18 protein-coding genes are annotated in these 17,999 nt (G+C 45.2%); 11 read left to right on the top strand and 7 right to left on the bottom strand.

Translation table 11 applies throughout. The features are described 5' to 3' along the window. The first annotated feature begins 92 nt into the window (after positions 1-92). From FKN08_RS18220 to FKN08_RS18210, 3 genes are read left to right on the top strand one after another with little or no spacing between them, the layout of a single operon-like run. Entirely contained in the window at positions 93-320 is a 228-nt protein-coding gene (locus FKN08_RS18220; RefSeq protein WP_005382190.1) for a FeoA family protein, read from the top strand. Beyond that, positions 320-2,596 (top strand): Fe(2+) transporter permease subunit FeoB, encoded by a 2,277-nt coding sequence (gene feoB, locus FKN08_RS18215; protein WP_006742701.1) that lies wholly within the window; start codon positions 320-322, stop codon positions 2,594-2,596. Before FKN08_RS18220 ends, feoB begins: the two co-directional genes overlap by 1 nt. Beyond that, positions 2,593-2,823, top strand: coding sequence for a FeoC-like transcriptional regulator (locus FKN08_RS18210; RefSeq protein ID WP_005396058.1), 231 nt, complete (start codon positions 2,593-2,595; stop codon positions 2,821-2,823). Before feoB ends, FKN08_RS18210 begins: the two co-directional genes overlap by 4 nt. A gap of 93 nt (positions 2,824-2,916) precedes the next feature. Here FKN08_RS18210 and FKN08_RS18205 read toward each other — a convergent pair whose 3' ends face one another. Both FKN08_RS18205 and argS read right to left on the bottom strand, forming a co-directional pair. Then, positions 2,917-3,345, bottom strand: a complete 429-nt coding sequence (locus FKN08_RS18205; protein ID WP_170892664.1) for an HIT domain-containing protein — start codon at positions 3,343-3,345, stop codon at positions 2,917-2,919. A gap of 126 nt (positions 3,346-3,471) precedes the next feature. Then, entirely contained in the window at positions 3,472-5,205 is a 1,734-nt protein-coding gene (gene argS / locus FKN08_RS18200; protein WP_170892663.1) for an arginine--tRNA ligase, read from the bottom strand. A 220-nt stretch (positions 5,206-5,425) separates the two neighbouring features. On the opposite strand from argS, the gene FKN08_RS18195 reads away from it, so the two are divergent. Then, positions 5,426-6,022, top strand: coding sequence for a VOC family protein (locus tag FKN08_RS18195; RefSeq protein WP_164666916.1), 597 nt, complete (start codon positions 5,426-5,428; stop codon positions 6,020-6,022). A 72-nt stretch (positions 6,023-6,094) separates the two neighbouring features. On the opposite strand, the gene FKN08_RS18190 is transcribed toward FKN08_RS18195, so the two are convergent. From FKN08_RS18190 to purU, 3 genes are all read right to left on the bottom strand, one after another. Then, complete coding sequence (locus tag FKN08_RS18190; protein WP_170892662.1) at positions 6,095-6,463, bottom strand: hypothetical protein; 369 nt, start codon at positions 6,461-6,463, stop codon at positions 6,095-6,097. Between the two features lie 4 nt (positions 6,464-6,467). Further along, on the bottom strand, positions 6,468-8,081 hold the full coding sequence (locus FKN08_RS18185; RefSeq protein WP_170892661.1) for a serine protease: 1,614 nt from the start codon (positions 8,079-8,081) through the stop codon (positions 6,468-6,470). A gap of 203 nt (positions 8,082-8,284) precedes the next feature. After that, positions 8,285-9,118 carry a formyltetrahydrofolate deformylase gene (gene purU / locus FKN08_RS18180; protein ID WP_005382206.1) on the bottom strand — a complete coding sequence of 278 codons (834 nt, stop codon included), beginning with the start codon at positions 9,116-9,118 and terminating at the stop codon, positions 8,285-8,287. Positions 9,119-9,336: 218 nt separating this feature from the next. Between purU and FKN08_RS18175 the strand changes: the two genes are divergently transcribed. From FKN08_RS18175 to rnd, 7 genes are all read left to right on the top strand, one after another. Continuing rightward, complete coding sequence (locus FKN08_RS18175) at positions 9,337-11,277, top strand: ATP-dependent DNA helicase (protein ID WP_005382210.1); 1,941 nt, start codon at positions 9,337-9,339, stop codon at positions 11,275-11,277. Positions 11,278-11,306: 29 nt separating this feature from the next. Further along, a complete protein-coding gene (gene tsaB, locus FKN08_RS18170; RefSeq protein WP_170892660.1) occupies positions 11,307-12,008 on the top strand; it encodes a tRNA (adenosine(37)-N6)-threonylcarbamoyltransferase complex dimerization subunit type 1 TsaB in 702 nt (233 codons plus the stop codon). 60 nt (positions 12,009-12,068) lie between these two features. After that, complete coding sequence (locus FKN08_RS18165) at positions 12,069-12,374, top strand: hypothetical protein (RefSeq protein WP_005396047.1); 306 nt, start codon at positions 12,069-12,071, stop codon at positions 12,372-12,374. Positions 12,375-12,415: 41 nt separating this feature from the next. Beyond that, entirely contained in the window at positions 12,416-12,973 is a 558-nt protein-coding gene (locus tag FKN08_RS18160; RefSeq protein WP_012842039.1) for a Slp family lipoprotein, read from the top strand. A gap of 6 nt (positions 12,974-12,979) precedes the next feature. After that, complete coding sequence (locus FKN08_RS18155; protein ID WP_170892659.1) at positions 12,980-13,834, top strand: alpha/beta hydrolase; 855 nt, start codon at positions 12,980-12,982, stop codon at positions 13,832-13,834. Between the two features lie 106 nt (positions 13,835-13,940). Then, positions 13,941-15,632 (top strand): long-chain-fatty-acid--CoA ligase FadD, encoded by a 1,692-nt coding sequence (fadD, locus tag FKN08_RS18150; protein ID WP_170892658.1) that lies wholly within the window; start codon positions 13,941-13,943, stop codon positions 15,630-15,632. 79 nt (positions 15,633-15,711) lie between these two features. Continuing rightward, the gene (gene rnd, locus FKN08_RS18145; protein ID WP_054867852.1) at positions 15,712-16,830 is read left to right on the top strand and encodes a ribonuclease D; all 1,119 of its coding nucleotides are present in this window, start codon (positions 15,712-15,714) and stop codon (positions 16,828-16,830) included. Positions 16,831-16,908: 78 nt separating this feature from the next. Here rnd and minE read toward each other — a convergent pair whose 3' ends face one another. Further along, on the bottom strand, positions 16,909-17,172 hold the full coding sequence (gene minE, locus FKN08_RS18140) for a cell division topological specificity factor MinE (RefSeq protein WP_005396037.1): 264 nt from the start codon (positions 17,170-17,172) through the stop codon (positions 16,909-16,911). Positions 17,173-17,174: 2 nt separating this feature from the next. Beyond that, positions 17,175-17,987, bottom strand: a complete 813-nt coding sequence (minD, locus tag FKN08_RS18135; RefSeq protein WP_005388331.1) for a septum site-determining protein MinD — start codon at positions 17,985-17,987, stop codon at positions 17,175-17,177. Positions 17,988-17,999 lie beyond the last annotated feature (12 nt).

The following is a 17,999-nucleotide window of genomic DNA, read 5'->3' as shown; positions in this document are numbered from 1 at the left end:
ACAAGGATTGAAGGGTTATAGAAGAGTAATATTGGCAGCCTAAACTTATTAAATAATAATATTTCTCATTAGCAATACTCTTAAGGGCCACTATGAAGTTATCAGAGATTAATCCTGGCGATACGGTGACGATTCGGTTGTTAGATGGTCTTTCATCAGATATCAGAAAGAAACTCATGGTAATGGGGCTGCTTCCCAATACAGAAGTCAAAGTGATTCGACGTGCTCCAATGGGCGATCCTTTACAAGTCGAAGTCCGTGGTGTGTCTGTCGCATTGCGAGAAACCATTGCTCAGAAAATTGAAGTGGAGCGAGTGTAATGCAATATCAAGTGCTTACCGTAGGTAATCCTAATAGTGGTAAAACGACGCTATTTAATGGTTTGACTGGCGCAAAACAGCAAGTTGGTAACTGGGCAGGCGTCACCGTTGAAAAGAAAACGGGACAATTCAAACATGCGGGTGACGAGTTTTTGCTCACTGACCTCCCTGGCATTTACTCGTTAGACAGTGGTAATGATAGCAATAGTATTGACGAATCCATTGCATCGCGTGCGGTTCTAACTCATCCTGCTGATCTCATTATCAACGTGGTTGATGCCACGAGTTTAGAGCGCAGCTTATATATGACGTTGCAACTTCGCGAACTTGGCCGTCCTATGATTGTTGTTCTCAACAAAATGGATGCGCTAAAACGTGAACGTCAAATGATTAACGTTTCAGAGCTTGAGAAAACGTTAGGTTGTCCTGTAGTAAGTTTATCTGCAACCAATAAAACTCAAGTTGCAGAGTTTAAAGAAAAACTTCATAAGTCCATCGTTCAAGGGGTCGCGCTTAAAGAGCTATCTTTGCATTACGGTGAAAAGATGGAGTCGGCGATTCAAACTGTTTCCGCACTTTTTAACGATCAAACCGTCGCCCATCGTGCATTAGCGATTCGTGCGCTTGAAAAAGACACGATGGTTCTCAATAGCCTTTCCGATATTGATAGAAGCAAAGTATTGGAAGTCATTGCGACTTTAGACTTGGATATCGATTTGCATGTCGCGGATACCAAGTACACATACCTGCATGAACAGTGTAAAAAAGTTCGCCGAAGCGAAGGCAAATTAAGCCGTAGCGTGACTGAAAAACTCGACCAGTTTATTTTGAACAAGTGGATTGGGATCCCATTCTTCTTTGTGGTTATGTACTTGATGTTTATGTTCTCGATTAACATCGGTAGTGCATTTATCGACTTTTTTGACATTGGTGTAGGCGCATTGCTGGTTGATGGTGGACATCACTTATTAGATGGTCACCTCCCCGTATGGCTAGTTACGGTGATTGCTGATGGTTTAGGCGGCGGTATTCAAACAGTTGCGACCTTTATCCCGGTCATAGCGTGTTTGTACTTATTCCTTGCTGTGCTTGAGAGCTCGGGTTACATGGCACGCGCTGCGTTTGTGCTTGATAAAGTGATGCAGAAAATCGGCTTGCCGGGTAAAGCGTTTGTCCCTTTGGTTCTTGGTTTTGGCTGTAACGTTCCGTCGATCATGGCAACGCGCACGCTAGACCAAGAGCGTGAGCGCAAGTTGGCTGCGTCGATGGCACCGTTTATGTCATGTGGTGCTCGCTTACCTGTGTACGCTTTATTTGCTGCCGCTTTCTTCCCAGGCTCTGGTCAAAACATTGTGTTTGCACTTTACCTACTTGGTATTGTCGCCGCGGTGTTTACCGGTTTGTTCCTCAAGCACACGCTGTATCCTGGCAGCAGTGATAGCTTGGTGATGGAAATGCCTGACTATGAGCTTCCGACATTGCAGAACGTCGTGATCAAAACTTGGCAAAAACTTAAGCGGTTTGTATTGGGTGCAGGTAAAACCATCGTTGTGGTTGTTGCTATCTTGAGCTTCCTCAACTCGCTAGGAACTGACGGTACATTCGGTAATGAAGACAGTGATAAATCGGTTCTATCAAAAGCCGCTCAGGTTGTGACGCCAGTGTTTGCACCAATTGGTATTCAAGAGGATAACTGGCCAGCAACGGTTGGTATTATTACTGGTATCTTCGCGAAAGAGGCAGTCGTGGGCACATTGAACAGCTTATATACTACGCCAACCGATGGAGAGGATGCAGAATTTGATCTTATGGGTAGCCTAGAAGAAGCGGTGATGAGCATTCCTGAAAACCTAGCAGGGCTGAGCTATTCTGATCCTCTGGGGATTGACGTCGGTGATTTAGCAGATTCTCATGCAGTCGCAGAGGAGCAAGAAATTGATGAATCGATCTTTGGTAACATAAAAGAGAAATTTGTTTCTGGTCATGCTGCTTTTGCGTACCTAGTTTTTATCTTACTTTACACTCCTTGTGTGGCTGCGATGGGTGCCTATGTTCGAGAATTCGGCAATAACTTTGCGCGCTTTATAGCGGTATGGACAATGGGGCTCGCGTACTTGAGTGCGACTTTCTATCATCAGCTTATGCATTTCGCTGATAGCCCTATCACCAGCGGCGTTTGGATTGCCATAATTATTGCGATTTTCTTTGGCACGTACCGCGTTTTCAAGCGCGTAGGCAAGAAACATCAAGGCGAGTTTGAGGCGCAAGTCGTATGATTTTAAAAGAGCTTTATCAATATATTGCCGAAAAAGGAACGGTTTCCCAATCTGAGCTAGCAAAACAGTTCGGAATGAGTGAAGACGGTGCAGACGCCATGTTAAGTGTATGGATTAACAAAGGTCGCATTTCTCGCTTGGTAGATACAAATAAAGCTCATCATATAACGCGAATACGCTATGCAGTCACAAAGCACGATGGTTTGTCACTTACCGTGACCATGTAGTAGGAGCAATAAACCATCGCGCACAAACAACAAAGCCGCATCAGCAATGATGCGGCTTTTTACTTTCTACCTGAATCAAAAGTTATATAACGGTTACGCTTTACGGAAGATAGAGCTTAACGACAACACATTACGAACTCGGTTAAGAATCTCTTCTTGTTCTTCGTCATTACGAAACTCACCTTTGGTGTTACCCCAAACTGGTCCCGGCCATGCCATATCGTCTTGAAAGCGCGCAATATGGTGAATGTGCAGCTGTGGCACCATGTTACCTAGGGCGCCAAGGTTTAACTTGTCTGGGCGGAATGTCGCTTCGAGTGCTTGGCTTACCGCTTGAGATTCGAGCAAAAACTGTTGTTGCTCTTGCATTGGCAAGTGGTGTAGCTCTTTCAAATTTTCGCGTTTAGGCACCAAGATAACCCATGGCACAGCATTATCTTTATGAAGAAGCGCGACGCAAAGTGGGAAGTGACCAATCACCGAAGTGTCTTTTGCCAATTGAGGATGAAGTTCAAAACTCATTATTGCTGTCCGATTAATTTTTAGTTTGAATTAGTATACGACAGATAAAACAAAAGGTTGGCGCTTTCACGTCAACCTTTGTCATCATTTAGCTTGTGCTACTTAAGCTAACTACGTAAAAGCGGATTACATACGCTCTAGAGTATCGATACCCAGTAGAGACAGACCTTGCTTGATGGTCTTCGCTGTTAGCGCAGCTAGTTTCAGACGGCTTTGTTTCACTGCTTCGTCTTCAGCAACTAGGATAGGGCACGCTTCGTAGAAGCTAGAGAACTGACCTGCTAGTTCGAATAGGTAGCTACACATGATGTGTGGTTGGCCTTCGCGAGCAACAGATTGCACGGCTTCTTCGAACTGCATAAGTTTAGCAATAAGTGCTTTCTCTTTCTCATCAGTGATTTTGATGTCACCTTGGAGAGCGTCCATAGCAACACCAGCTTTAGCGAAAATAGAAGCTACGCGAGTGTATGCATATTGCATGTATGGTGCTGTGTTACCTTCAAACGCTAACATGTTGTCCCAATCGAACACGTAGTCAGTCGTACGGTGTTTAGATAAGTCAGAGTATTTAACCGCTGCCATTGCAACTGTTTTAGAGATCTTCTCTTTTTCTTCCGCATCTAGTTCAGGGTTTTTAGATTCGATCAGCTGCGCTGCGCGAACTTCTGCTTCATCTAGAAGATCTGCCAAGCGAACGGTACCGCCCGCACGAGTCTTGAATGGTTTTCCGTCTTTACCCAGCATCATGCCGAACGCGTGGTGCTCAAGAGATACAGACTCAGGCACGTAGCCCGCTTTACGAACAATTGTCCAAGCTTGCATTAGGTGCTGGTGTTGACGTGAGTCGATGAAGTAAAGCACACGGTCTGCGCTTAGCTCTTCATAACGATATTTTGCACATGCGATGTCTGTTGTTGTGTATAGGAAACCGCCATCGCGTTTTTGAACGATAACGCCCATTGGTTCGCCATCTTTGTTCTTGTATTCATCTAGGAATACAACTTGCGCGCCATCATCTTCAACGGCAAGGCCTTGTTCTTTTAGGTCTGCAACGATCTTAGGAAGCATGTCGTTGTACATGCTTTCGCCCATTACGTCGTCACGAGTCAGTGACACGTTTAGACGGTCGTAGTTGCGCTGGTTTTGGATCATGGTTACATCAACGAGTTTTTTCCACATTTCTGCACAGTACTCGTCACCGCTTTGCAGTTTTACCACGTAGTTTCGCGCCTTTACTGCGAACTCTTCATCTTCATCGTACAGCTTTTTAGACTCACGGTAGAAGCCTTCAAGGTCAGCCAGCTCCATAGAAACTTCGCCAGACTCTTGTTGTACACGCTCAAGGTTTGCGATAAGCATTCCGAACTGAGTACCCCAGTCGCCGATGTGGTTCGCGCGGATCACTTTGTGACCTAAGAACTCAAGCGTACGTACCACTGCATCACCGATGATGGTTGAACGCAGGTGACCTACGTGCATTTCTTTTGCTACGTTTGGTGCAGAGTAGTCGGCAACGATGGTTTGCGCTTCTTCTTTAGCTACGCCAAGACGTTCGTCTGTTAGCGCCGCGTCGGCTTGTTTCGCAAGGAACTCTTCGCTTAGGAAAATGTTGATGAAACCAGGGCCAGCGATTTCTGTTTTGCTCGCAATACCATCTAGGTCTAGAACATCCAGTACTTTCTGTGCAAATTCTCGTGGGTTAGTACCCAGCTTTTTAGCAACGCCCATTACGCCGTTTGCTTGGTAATCACCAAATTGTGGCTTTGCTGATTGGCGAACGGCTGCAGGACTACCTGCAGGTGCGCCAGCGGCTTCTAGAGCCTGAGATACTTTGTCATTAATAAGTGCTTGGATATTCACACGCGTTTCCTTCAATTCAAGGACAAAGAACTCGGCAGAATGTACGCCGAGCTCTGTTAGAGTTCACAAAAATGGGGCTAATCATAACAACTTTATTGCTTTTCATACAGAGATGAATAGGCGAAATTTTTACTTTTTCGATTGAATGGAAATGTGGCTTAGTTTGCGTTTACTATTGCGCTCAAAGTAATGAGATAAATCGCCCCATAAGAGAGCCAGAATGACGACTCAACTAGTTGAAAAGCGCCTAACGCCTGAATTGATGATCCAAGATCTGGACGCATTTATGGCGAAGATTGAAGAGCTTGCAACCCTGTTAAAACTGGATCTGAGCTTTGCTCAAGCTGACCATATTGCGCTGCGTATTAATGATATTGAAACAGCGAAAGCCGCGCATGAAGCATGGAATCAATACGGTAAGGTGATTTCACAAGCGAAAATAAACGGTCGCCCAATCATCGTTATCGTATTCGACAAAGCGTTGGAAAGCCGTGGCTGGAAGATTGAGTGTCTGGAGCTGCCATACCCTGCGGAAGGCAAAATCTACCCAAATGAAAGCTGGGAACATGTGGAGTTTGTGATTCCGTCTCATGCCGAAACCGCAGATGAGTTTCTTGCTGATTTGAAACACACTTACCCAGCGTTTGGCGCGCGTTTTGATGAGTTAAAAGAGCTGGGTGTGAAGATCAAATTGTCGAGCCCGAAAGGGGAAGGCGAACGCTTGAACAACCCAACCGTGGCGTTTAAGTACCAAGGCATTTGTATCAAGCTGCACCCGCATTCACTTAAGCGTATTGTGGAGTCTGAGCAGGCGTAAAACGCTAGAGTGAAAATTGCTGAGTTGCGAGAGGCAAAAAGGGAGCCGAGGCTCCCTTTCGTAAGCGAATCACTATTTAGCCGGTGACTTGCTTTTTGGGTTGGTAATGGAAAGCTTTTTGCCTTTCAACTCTTCATCTAGAGTTAGTGTGAAAGTCTTTGGAAACGGCATTCGTTTACAATGATCCACTTTGTTCCTGACGATTGTGAGTAGGGCTTCCGTTGAAGAGTTTTGCTCTATTTTTAAGCTAAAGTCATCGTTCTTACTGCAGCCATTAGACTCGGCGATAAATGAAATTTGACTATCGCTAGCTTGGTACGCTTCTACCATGATTGCTTGGTGTTCTGACTCTTGACCTTGCTGCGTTTCTGTATTTGCCGAGCAAGCGACTAAGCTGATTGAGCTCAAACCAAGCAGCATTGTTTTGAGTATATATTGCATCTTGTTATCCTTTTTTGCGACGTAGGAAAGGACCTGCAGCTAGCAACATTAATAGGCTAATTGAGAAGCTGCCGCCTGAACTCGATGTTTTGGTTACGCTGCTCTCGCTAGTGTTATCTGAACTAACTGACATCTTGATATTGCGAATATACGCTTGCGCGCTGTAAATGCCACTCGAACGCGGGGTTTTGAGGTATGCAAACGTTATTGTATTAGATGTTTTGTGAAGATCGATCTGGAGCTCTTCATAATCGAGGCGTTGGTTGGTGATATGGTTAAATTGACCATTAACTAAGATGGCAAAGTGATCAAAGCCATCGGACATTACTTTTAGATCCATTGTAAGTTTGCCCTTCGGAAGATCGGTCAAAACTAGCTCAGATACCCCAGCATAAGTTCCCATATCTGCAGATTGAAGTTCACCATTTTCAGCCGTCCAAGCGTATTCACTGGTATAAACATTGACGTCTGCTAGCGGAACGGCATTACGCACTGAGCTGTTCGCTTTATCTACACCTCTATACTTAAAAGTTGTTGTAAGTTTGGACAGCTTCGGATGATCGGTAAAGAGCTCTAGCGTTTCTACCGACTCCGAATAGCTAGGTTGGTAGCCCACGGTAACTTGGCAGCTTTGAGAAGGTTTTAAGGTACCAGTACAAGTGCTTTCATTGACAGTGATCCCGCTTGATATTATGCCTCCGTAAAAGTTGAACGGGGTAGTATCGTCATTACGAATAGTAAAGGTCTCTTGCTGCGCTTTTCGCTCAACGAAATGAAGATCTCGATACTGAGTGTAGCTGATAGTATTACGATGACTATCTATCCAGCCGTTATGCTGAAAATGAGCGACGTTTGCATAAACACCATAAGCATTTGGTTGAGCACATCCATCCCCCCAACTGACTACGCCTAGTAATTTGTTGATGCCGTTATCATCAACGATGAGCGGACCGCCGCTATCTCCTTGGCAGCTATCTTTACCTCCCCAATAGTATCCGGCGCAAATGCCGTCATCTGATACATTAGAGTAATTTCCCGATAGGTTTTGGCAGGTTGCTCGATCTACGTATTCCAAATCTACTTGTTGTAAAACGGTTGGGTATATTCTGTCTGTCGTGGACGTATTTCCCCATCCAGCCACATGCAACTTGTCTCCCACACGTACGCTATCTAAAAGTTCTGGCGTTGCCAGATCGATAGTCGCGCTATCGACATTGCGTTCTAATTCGATAAGAGCGATGTCATTGTTCGTTGTATTGCTGTTATATGCAGTATGTGAATAGATATTGTTAACCGCGATGCGCTGTGCGTGAGACTCGTTGTTTCGGTCATAAAGACCAAGAACGATATCCAGATCGTCCGCGTTGAGATCTTCCACGCAGTGCGCAGCAGTTAATACGTATTTTCCACCAAGGAAACTACCGCCACAGAAATGACCAATAGATGTTGGCTGTCCTTTACGTACCAGTGAAGCAATAAACTTCCAGTCGGAAGTATTAGCTGGCTCGCCGCCAATAATGCGAGTAGATACATCATTCTGAACAGGCTCAAGGGTATCTGCGATTGTGGTTGCTGGCAAAGCCAGCCCAATCAGAAAAGCCACTAACGTTTTTTTCATTTTAATTCCGTAATATTAACGTGGTTTATTATAAGGGGACCAAATGATAAACGGAATCATTCTCTCAGTAAATAGTTGTAGTGAAATGAAAAATTATAATATATCGGTTTAATTTTGATGGTTAGAGTCGGGGGATATCCCTGAAAAGATGAAACCCGCCAAGTTGGACGGGTTTCATTCTCGTTGTAACTAGTGCGGAGGGATTACAGGATCACTGTTTTATTTCCATAAACAAAGACGTGGTCGTTAATGACCTTATTCAACGCTTTGCTCAACACATTCTTTTCTACATCGCGTCCCGCTTGTGCCATATCTTGGGCATTGAATGTATGGTCGACAGGAATTACGTCTTGCTTGATGATCGGCCCTTCATCTAAATCATTAGTCACGAAGTGTGCCGTTGCACCGATGATTTTCACACCGCGATCGTAAGCTTGTTGATATGGCTTCGCGCCAATAAAAGCAGGTAAGAAGCTGTGATGAATATTAATGATTTTGTGGTGGTATTTCTCAACAAATGTAGGCGTCAATACGCGCATGTATTTAGCTAACACCAAAAAATCAGCATCGTATTGGTCGATCACTTCTAGCATCTTCTGCTCGTGTTCTTCACGGCTAAGGTTTTCATGGGTTACGTGGTGGTAAGGAATGTCGAAGCGCTCAGTGAGAGTTTGCAGTTTGTCGTAATTCCCCACCACAGCAGCGATCTCAACATCTAGGCTTCCATCGTAGGTTTTCATCAAAATATCGCCTAAACAATGCGCTTCTTTTGTGACGAGAATGACGATGCGCTTACGGCGAGAGCCAACCAATTTACGCTTAGCGCCTTGCGGGAGAGCTTGGTCCAAGTCGGCAAGAAACGTTTGATCGTTGAAGTACCCCTCCAGCTCCGTTCTCATGAAAAAGTGGCCACTGGTATTATCAACAAATTCGTTATTGTGAACGATGTTGAGTTGGTGCTTGTAACAGATGTTAGTGATTTTCGAGATGAGACCCGGGGCGTCAGAACAGTGGGTCAACAGTGTTTTCTTTTCCATAAATCAGGTACTTCCATGCATTAATATTTTAGCGTACGAATTTGTTATTATTCCCAGGCGGGTGTAACTGTACTGCCATGTTTCACCATAAATAATCTATTCTTACGTTGGTTTCAACAAAATATCCGTGCGTCGCCGCAAGCTGGCCAGATTGTGGGCTGATGTCACTCCTATTCCTCTGATATACTCTCGATAATTTTTCAAACTCAATACCAAGCATGATCGCAAAAACTTTTTCCTCTGATGGCGCGTTAGGTAAGGCCATTCCTGGCTTTCAAGCTCGTCAGCCACAAATCGATATGGCGGAAGCCGTCAGCAGTGCGATCAAAGATCAAACCCAGTTAGTGGTAGAGGCAGGAACTGGAACCGGTAAGACCTTCGCATACCTAGTCCCTGCACTGTTGAGTGGTAAAAAAGTGATCATCAGTACAGGCTCGAAAAACTTGCAAGAGCAGTTGTACCATCGTGACTTACCACTCATGGTCAATGCGCTTGGTTTTTATGGCCAAGTGGCATTATTAAAAGGGCGTTCTAATTATCTGTGTTTGGATCGCTTGAGCCGCCAAATGGTCGAAAGCCATACTAATGAATCTGACCCGACGCTATTAACTCAATTGGTTAAAGTGCGTGCTTGGTCATCAGAAACCAAAACAGGTGACCTTGGTGATTGTGATGATCTGCCAGAAGACAGCATGATCATTCCAACCATCACTTCAACCAATGATAACTGTTTAGGTAAAGAGTGTCCGAGCTACACCGATTGCTTTGTATTGAAAGCGCGTAAGCGAGCCATGGATTCCGACATTGTTGTGGTGAACCATCACTTATTTCTTGCTGACTTAGCGATCAAAGAAACAGGATTTGGCGAACTGATTCCAGAAGCCGATGTGTTTATTTTTGATGAGGCTCATCAGTTGCCAGATATTGCGAGCGAATATTTCGGCCAGTCAGTTTCAAGCCGTCAAATTCATGATCTTGCCAAAGACATTGAAATAGCCTACCGCACCGAAGCCAAAGATATGCGTCAATTGCAAAAAGTGGGTGACAAACTCATGCAAAGCGCAATGGACATGCGGATTGTACTGGGTGAGCCAGGCTTTCGTGGCAACTGGCGTGAGGCGTTGCAATCAGGCTCTATTAAGCGAGAATTATTGCGCTTAACTGATAGCCTCGAATTGGCGATTGATGTTCTCAAAATAGCCTTAGGGCGCAGTCAATTACTGGATACCGCTTTTGAACGAGCCAATTTGATCAAAGGCCGCATCGACCGGGTATGTGATGTCGATATTACTGGTTACTCATACTGGTACGATACCTCGCCTCGTCATTTCGCTCTGCACATTACGCCTCTTTCTGTCGCGGACAAGTTCCATGAGCAAATAGAGATTAAACAAGGCGCGTGGATTTTCACGTCAGCAACTCTAGCCGTATCGGGCGACTTCAAGCACTTTACTGAGCGCCTTGGCCTCAAGCCTACAAAGCAATTTTCTCTGCCGTCCCCCTTTGATTATCAAAAACAAGCGCGCCTTTGTGTGCCAAGGTATCTGCCAGAGCCAAACAGTAACGGCTTAGCGGATAAGTTAGTCCGAATGCTTGCTCCGGTGATTGAAGAAAATGATGGTCGCTGCTTCTTTTTATGTACCTCGCACAGCATGATGCGTGAACTAGGTGAGAAGTTCCGAGAAGTACTTGAGCTGCCTGTGTTAATGCAAGGGGAGATGAGTAAGCAGAAAACCTTGGCGGAGTTTATGGAACTGGGTAACGCTTTACTCGTGGCGACAGGCGCCTTCTGGGAAGGGATTGATGTTAGAGGTGATGCGCTGAGCTGTGTTATTATCGACAAATTACCGTTTACCGCCCCTGACGATCCGTTACTCAAAGCCCGTATCGAGGATTGTCGATTACGTGGCGGTGAACCATTTGCTGAAGTACAAATCCCGGATGCAGTGATTACGTTAAAGCAGGGAGTAGGGCGATTAATTCGAGATCAGAAGGATCACGGTGCGTTGATCATTTGTGATAATCGCCTTGTCACGCGAGACTACGGTGGTATTTTCCTCGGAAGCCTACCACCTATCCCAAGAACGCGAGACTTAGATGGAATCAAAGCATTCCTGAAAGCAGAACAATCTGTCACAGACGCAAGTGCTGAGGCATAACCCAATAAATGAGAGTTGTAGAGAGTTAAATGAGCGCAAAAATTCTTGCTATCGATACAGCGACTGAAAACTGTTCAGTTGCGTTGTTGGCTAATGATCAAGTGATTTCACGTAGCGCGGTTGCACCACGCGATCACACCAAAAAAGTACTGCCAATGGTTGATGAAGTACTCAAAGAAGCCGGCCTGACTCTACAAGAGCTAGATGCGTTAGCGTTTGGGTGTGGTCCAGGTAGCTTTACTGGCGTTCGTATCGGTATTGGTATCGCACAAGGTTTGGCGTTCGGCGCTGACTTGCCTATGATCGGCGTTTCAACGCTGGCTGCGATGGCTCAAGGTAGCCATCGTTTACATGGTGTGACCAATGTTGCTGTGGCCATTGATGCACGTATGAGTGAAGTTTATTGGGCGCGCTATTCTCGTCAAGACAATGGTGAATGGGTTGGTATTGATGAAGAGTGTGTTATTCCACCAGCACGTCTAACTGAAGAAGCACAGGCAGACGACAAAATGTGGACGACAGCAGGTACTGGTTGGGATGCCTACCAAGAAGTATTAGCAGACCTACCATTTAATTTGACGCATGGTGAGGTTCTGTACCCTGATTCACAAGACATCGTGATTCTTGCTGAACAAGAATTTAAAAAGGGTAATACTGTGCCGGTAGAAGATTCTAGCCCAGTTTATCTACGCGATAATGTGACATGGAAAAAACTTCCTGGTCGCGAATAGTCCGTTTTTCATTAACCTGACAAAAAGCAGGGCGTTTGCCCTGTATTTTTATGGAGTGCTATGGCGTCGATTAATGGCTTGCCTCCTTCTTTGATTCCCGGTGCAAATCGCACTAATAAAGTCAGCAAAAAGAAGCAGGTAGATAAATCACAAACAAAGCAGCCTGTAGGTCAGCCTTCAAAGGTTGCTAACGCTGTGGCGCACTCCATAAAACACGTGGATGAGTCCCAAATTCACCGAGCTCAAGTGCAATATGACCTTCCTGAAGGGAGCGCACGTAAAGCAATGGAGCAGTACATGGATGTCATGAATCGAACTAAAAAAGAGGAACTGGCTCAATTACTTGGTGTCGATATTTACGTGTGAGATCTCCCCTGCTTGGGGTTACTAATATTGAAAGGTGGTTTATGAAGGTTTTTGGACGGTTTTTTCTCGCATTATTTGCTACGGTTGGTTTGTCTGCGTGTAGCTCGTTGCCAGAGGAGCTAAATGCAAGCACAGAATTGGTCGTTACAGACTATAAAGCTTTTGCTGAGTCTCAGGGGCAAGTGAGTGAAGATGTTCGCCTTGGTGGAATCATCGCTAAAGTGGATAACTTCAAAGATAAAACCCGTCTAGAAATTGTAAACCTACCAATCAGTAAATCTGGTAAACCGGATATTGATGAAGAGCCAACGGGACGTTTTGTCGCCTATTTTGATGGCTATTTAGAGCCCGTCGCCTTTAGTGAAGGCCGCTTGTTGACGGTTGTAGGTAAAGGCGCCGGAGAAGAAGAAGGAAAGATTGGTGAGCACGAATACGTATTCCCGATCATTAAGGGGCAAGGCTACCGTTTGTGGAAAATTGAAGAACGTGTACGCATGTATGACTCGCCAACCTACTTTTACCCATGTTACTCGATTAACTGCCGCATGTGGCGTAATGATTTCCCACAAGACGGTAAAGTGATAAAACAGGTCAAATAATCTGCGATGCATGAGCGTCAATTCGAGCTTCCTGCCGGCAAAATGGCAGCCCTTGAGATAGGGAACGAGAAAACGGCTGACTTGTCAGTCGTTTTTCTTCATGGGTGGTTAGATAATGCGGGCAGCTTTAAAGCGCTCATGGAGCAGTTGAACCAACTTAATCCTCACTTACACCTCCTCGCCATCGATCATTTTGGTCACGGTTTATCGAGTCATAAATCTCACGATAACTATTACCCCTTTCACGACTATATTGCCGATTTATATCAGTTGTTGGACGAATTATCGCCAAACAGACTGATATTAGTAGGGCATTCACTTGGTGCTTTAATCGCAAGTTGCTATAGTGCTGCGTTTCCAGAGCAGGTCGAAGCTCTTGTGCAAATTGAGGGAGCAGGACCTCTTACTGAAGATCCTACTAACAGTTTGCCTCGTCTTCGCGATGGCGTTTTAAGTCGAATAAGACAGCAAAACAAGCCAGAGCGAGCCATTGCCTCCTTCGATCTGGCGTTAAAATTACGCGTGCAAGCCAACCAATTAACCGCTGAGCAGCTTCTGCCGATAGTCGAGCGAGGAACGGAGCAGCGAGGAGATAAATGGTATTGGCGGTATGACGCCAAGTTAAAATGTGCGTCGCTTTACCGAATGGCGCAAGCGCATGCTAACTCGATTACCAGCCAAATACGTTGTCCTCATTTGATCGTATTGGGCGATCAAGGATTTCAGAATTTACCATCTAACCAAGCTGATTGGGGAGAGAACCCGCCGCAAGTGGTTTCTGTCAAGGGTGGTCATCACTGTCATTTAGAGCAAATACTCGAGGTCGCAACGCGAATTCTTGGTGTAGTTAACAAAATTTAAACAAGTGTTTGAGAGTTGCGTGCTCAAGCACGTTCACTGTGCTGTAATAGCTTTCAAAATAAAAAGGACGCTATTTTTTAGCCAGTTATAAACGAGGAGTAACATCGTGGATAAACCATGGCTTTCACGTTATCCAAGTGACGTACCTGAAACCATTAATCCAGAGCAATATGAGTCTTTGGTAGAAATGTTTGAGCAGTCTGTACAAAAATATGCAGACCAACCAGCATTCATGAACATGGGCTCGGTTATGACCTTCCGTAAATTGGAAGAGCGTAGTCGCGCATTCGCAGCGTATCTGCAAAACGAGTTAAAACTGCAAAAGGGTGACCGTGTTGCTCTGATGATGCCAAACCTACTGCAATACCCAGTGGCGTTGTTTGGTATTTTGCGTGCAGGTTGTATCGCCGTAAACGTTAATCCACTTTACACTCCTCGTGAACTTGAACACCAATTGAATGACTCAGGTGCGACGACGATTGTGATTGTATCTAACTTTGCGAACACGCTAGAACAAATCGTCGATAAAACACCAGTTAAACACGTTGTGTTAACCAGCCTTGGTCAAATGCTGCCACGAGCGAAAGGTACGATTGTCGATTTTGTCGTGAAGTACGTTAAGGGCATGGTGCCTAAGTACGATTTACCTGGTGCAATCTCAATGCGTCAGGCTCTACGTAAAGGTCGTCGTCTACAATACGTTAAACCGTTTATGTCTGGGGATGACATTGCATTCCTGCAATACACGGGCGGTACGACAGGCGTCGCGAAAGGTGCGATTCTGACTCACCGTAACATGATTGCGAACGTTTTACAGGCGAAAGGCGCGTACGGGCCGGTTTTATCTCCAGGCCGTGAATTGGTCGTGACAGCGCTACCGCTGTATCACGTATTTGCTCTTACCGTAAACTGTTTACTGTTTGTCGAAATGGGTGGCCGTAACCTACTTATTACGAACCCTAGAGATATTCCAGGGTTCGTGAAAGAGCTACAAAAGCATCCGTTTACTGCGATTACGGGCGTGAACACCTTATTTAATGCTTTGATCAACAACGAAGACTTCCACGAGTTGGATTTCAGTAACCTACGTTTAGCCGTTGGCGGCGGCATGGCAGTGCAGCGCTCAGTAGCAGAAAGATGGCAAAAGACCACGGGTTGTTACCTACTAGAAGGTTACGGCCTAACCGAGTGTTCTCCATTGGTTGCGGCATACCCGCATGACCTTGTTGAATACAATGGATCGATTGGTCTGCCTGTGCCATCAACGGAAGTTCGCATTGTGGACGAAGAAGGCAATGCGCTTCCGAACACTGAAACTGGTGAACTTCAAGTTCGTGGTCCTCAGGTTATGCAAGCCTACTGGCAACGACCTGAAGCAACGAAAGATACGATCAACGAAGACGGTTGGCTATCAACGGGCGACATTGTTAAGTTCGATGACGAAGGCTTCTTGCACATCGTTGACCGTAAGAAAGACATGATCTTAGTATCAGGCTTTAATGTTTACCCGAACGAAATCGAAGACGTTGTAGCACTGCACGGCAAAGTCCTTGAAGTGGCTGCTATTGGTCAACCGCACGAAGTCTCTGGTGAATTAGTTAAGATCTACGTCGTGAAGCGCGACCCGAGCTTGACCAAAGATGAAGTTATTACGCATTGTCGTCAGCACTTAACTGGCTACAAAGTACCTAAGTTGGTTGAGTTCCGTGAAGACCTCCCTAAAACCAATGTCGGTAAGATCTTGCGTCGTGTTCTGCGTGAAGAGAACGACGCTGAACTCGCGAAGAAAAGCGCATAAGCCGATTTCGTCGAGTCGAGAGATTTAAAAAATGATAGAATGCCAGCGTTTTGCTGGCATTTTTTATAGCGAGAAGTATGTGAATTATCAAATTATTACCAAAAACAAAGACCTAGAAGAAGTTTGCATTCACGCCCGAGAGGCAGATGTAGTGATGCTGGATACCGAATTCGTCCGTATTCGCACTTTCTACCCGCAGTTAGGTCTGATTCAGCTTTTCGATGGTAATCGCCTCTCGCTGATTGATCCGACCGAATTAACGGATATGACGCCGTTCGTAGCGCTATTAAAAGATACTTCCGTGTTAAAAGTGCTGCATGCCTGCGGTGAAGATTTAGAAGTTTTCCAAAATGCATTTGGTTGTACGCCGTTCCCTATGGTAGATACTCAGTTGATGGCGGCCTTTCTTGGCCACGGTCTATCAACAGGCTTTGCAACGCTGGTGGAAGAATATTTAGGTGTTGAGCTAGACAAAAGTGAGTCACGTACTGACTGGATGGCCCGACCGTTGACGCAAAAGCAATTAGACTATGCTGCTGCAGACGTGCATTACTTGCTACCGTTATACGAAAAGCTTTTCGATAAGGTGACGCAAGCAGGTTGGTGGGAAGCCGTACAACAAGAAAGTGATTTGTTGGTTTCAAAACGCATTCGCGTCACTAATGAAGAGAATGCCTACCTTGATATTAAAGGTGCTTGGCAGTTAAAACCTTCTGAGCTGGCGATTTTAAAGCCTCTAGCGACGTGGCGTTACCGTGAAGCAATCAAACGAGATTTAGCGCTGAACTTTATCTTCAAAGAAGGTGACCTGTTAACAGTCGCTCGTCTTGGCTTAACTAACTTTAAGAAGATGGAAGCGGAAGATATTGATATCCGAGCGATTAACCGTCATGGCGCGAAGATTGCCGCTATTGTTAAACAAGCGAAGCAAACACCTTCTGAAGAGTATCCAGCGAAAATTGAACGCTTAATGGATTATCCAGGTTACAAACAAGTCTTCAAAAATATGAAAGACATAGTGAAATCGGCGTCGCAGAAGTCTGGCTTAGCGACGGAGTTCCTTGCTTCTAAAAAGCAGATTAATCAGCTGATCAGTTGGGTGTGGAAAAAAGATCGCGATCCAGAAGTGTTGCCTGACTTGATGCAAGGGTGGCGTTTGGATCTACTCGGCGACAAGATGAACAAAGCATTAAAGTAATAAAAGATTAAAAGGTTGGTCTCGGTGCCAACCTTTTTCATTCTAATCTGAGAATTCAACTTCGCGAGGGAAAGTGGTTTACTTCTCGTCGTCTGGTAGCTTCACATTGAGCTCAAGAACTGAGATATCGTCGTCTTTGTGCTCAAATGTTAAGTCAACCATATTTGGATCAATTGCCACGTACTTACTGATCACTTTCAAGATGTCTTCTTTCAATTGAGGCAAGTAAGAAGGCGCAGGATCATTTTGGCTGCGGCGCTCAGCAACAATGATTTGCAAACGCTCTTTAGCTAGATTCGCAGAAGTTTTCTTCTGTGGGCGGAAAAATTCTAATAATGACATGTCTAGCCTCCAAAGAGTCGTTTAAAGAGTCCTTTCTTCTCCTCAGTAAGGAAACGAAATTCAACCTGATTGCCTAATAAGCGATCAACGGTGTCAGAGTAAGCCATACCTGCATCGGTGTTATCGTCAAAAGTGACTGGCACACCTTTGTTTGACGCGTTAAGCACGGCTTGGCTTTCTGGAATCACGCCCAGTAGTGGAATATGTAAGATCTCCTCTACGTCTTCAACGCTTAGCATTTCGCCTTGAGTGACGCGAGATGGGTTGTAGCGAGTCAGTAGCAGGTGCTGTTTTACTGGCTCTAGCCCTTGTTCTGCACGCAGGGACTTAGAATCTAAAATACCGAGAATGCGGTCAGAGTCACGCACAGAAGAGACTTCTGGATTCGTTGTGACAATGGCTTCATCGGCGTAGTACAAGGCCATTAATGCGCCTTGCTCGATACCTGCTGGTGAATCACAAATAATGAAATCAAAGCCCATTTCATCAAGTTCGCCGAATACGCGCTGAACACCATCTTTTGTCAGTGCGTCTTTATCACGAGTTTGAGAAGCAGGAAGAATGAATAGGTTGTCCGTGCGCTTATCTTTGATCAGCGCTTGGTTTAATGTCGCTTCGCCGTTAATGACGTTTACAAAGTCATACACGACACGGCGCTCACAGCCCATGATTAGGTCGAGGTTACGCAAACCGATATCAAAATCGATCACCGCGGTCTTTTTTCCCTTCAGAGCTAGACCAGAGGCGATGGCTGCGCTTGAAGTGGTTTTACCAACGCCACCTTTACCAGACGTTACTACAATAATGCGTGCCATTTTTTTTCCTTT

Source organism: Vibrio sp. 1-2 (7-a) (assembly GCF_013048515.1).
Lineage (GTDB): Bacteria > Pseudomonadota > Gammaproteobacteria > Enterobacterales > Vibrionaceae > Vibrio > Vibrio diabolicus.
Note: the sequence above shows the minus strand (reverse complement) of the source record. Positions and strands in the feature narration are given on the sequence as shown.

Excerpts from the sequence above, each read along its gene's own strand:
- FKN08_RS18205 (WP_170892664.1), bottom strand. The coding sequence starts at position 3,345 with ATGAGTTTTGAACTTCATCCTCAATTGGCAAAAGACACTTCGGTGATT.
- FKN08_RS18160 (WP_012842039.1), top strand. The coding sequence starts at position 12,416 with ATGAAGGTTTTTGGACGGTTTTTTCTCGCATTATTTGCTACGGTTGGT.
- feoB (WP_006742701.1), top strand. The coding sequence starts at position 320 with ATGCAATATCAAGTGCTTACCGTAGGTAATCCTAATAGTGGTAAAACG.
- FKN08_RS18165 (WP_005396047.1), top strand. The coding sequence starts at position 12,069 with ATGGCGTCGATTAATGGCTTGCCTCCTTCTTTGATTCCCGGTGCAAAT.
- purU (WP_005382206.1), bottom strand. The coding sequence starts at position 9,118 with ATGGAAAAGAAAACACTGTTGACCCACTGTTCTGACGCCCCGGGTCTC.
- FKN08_RS18195 (WP_164666916.1), top strand. The coding sequence starts at position 5,426 with ATGACGACTCAACTAGTTGAAAAGCGCCTAACGCCTGAATTGATGATC.
- FKN08_RS18220 (WP_005382190.1), top strand. The coding sequence starts at position 93 with ATGAAGTTATCAGAGATTAATCCTGGCGATACGGTGACGATTCGGTTG.
- FKN08_RS18190 (WP_170892662.1), bottom strand. The coding sequence starts at position 6,463 with ATGCAATATATACTCAAAACAATGCTGCTTGGTTTGAGCTCAATCAGC.
- FKN08_RS18210 (WP_005396058.1), top strand. The coding sequence starts at position 2,593 with ATGATTTTAAAAGAGCTTTATCAATATATTGCCGAAAAAGGAACGGTT.
- minE (WP_005396037.1), bottom strand. The coding sequence starts at position 17,172 with ATGTCATTATTAGAATTTTTCCGCCCACAGAAGAAAACTTCTGCGAAT.
- FKN08_RS18175 (WP_005382210.1), top strand. The coding sequence starts at position 9,337 with ATGATCGCAAAAACTTTTTCCTCTGATGGCGCGTTAGGTAAGGCCATT.
- FKN08_RS18185 (WP_170892661.1), bottom strand. The coding sequence starts at position 8,081 with ATGAAAAAAACGTTAGTGGCTTTTCTGATTGGGCTGGCTTTGCCAGCA.
- minD (WP_005388331.1), bottom strand. The coding sequence starts at position 17,987 with ATGGCACGCATTATTGTAGTAACGTCTGGTAAAGGTGGCGTTGGTAAA.
- tsaB (WP_170892660.1), top strand. The coding sequence starts at position 11,307 with ATGAGCGCAAAAATTCTTGCTATCGATACAGCGACTGAAAACTGTTCA.
- FKN08_RS18155 (WP_170892659.1), top strand. The coding sequence starts at position 12,980 with ATGCATGAGCGTCAATTCGAGCTTCCTGCCGGCAAAATGGCAGCCCTT.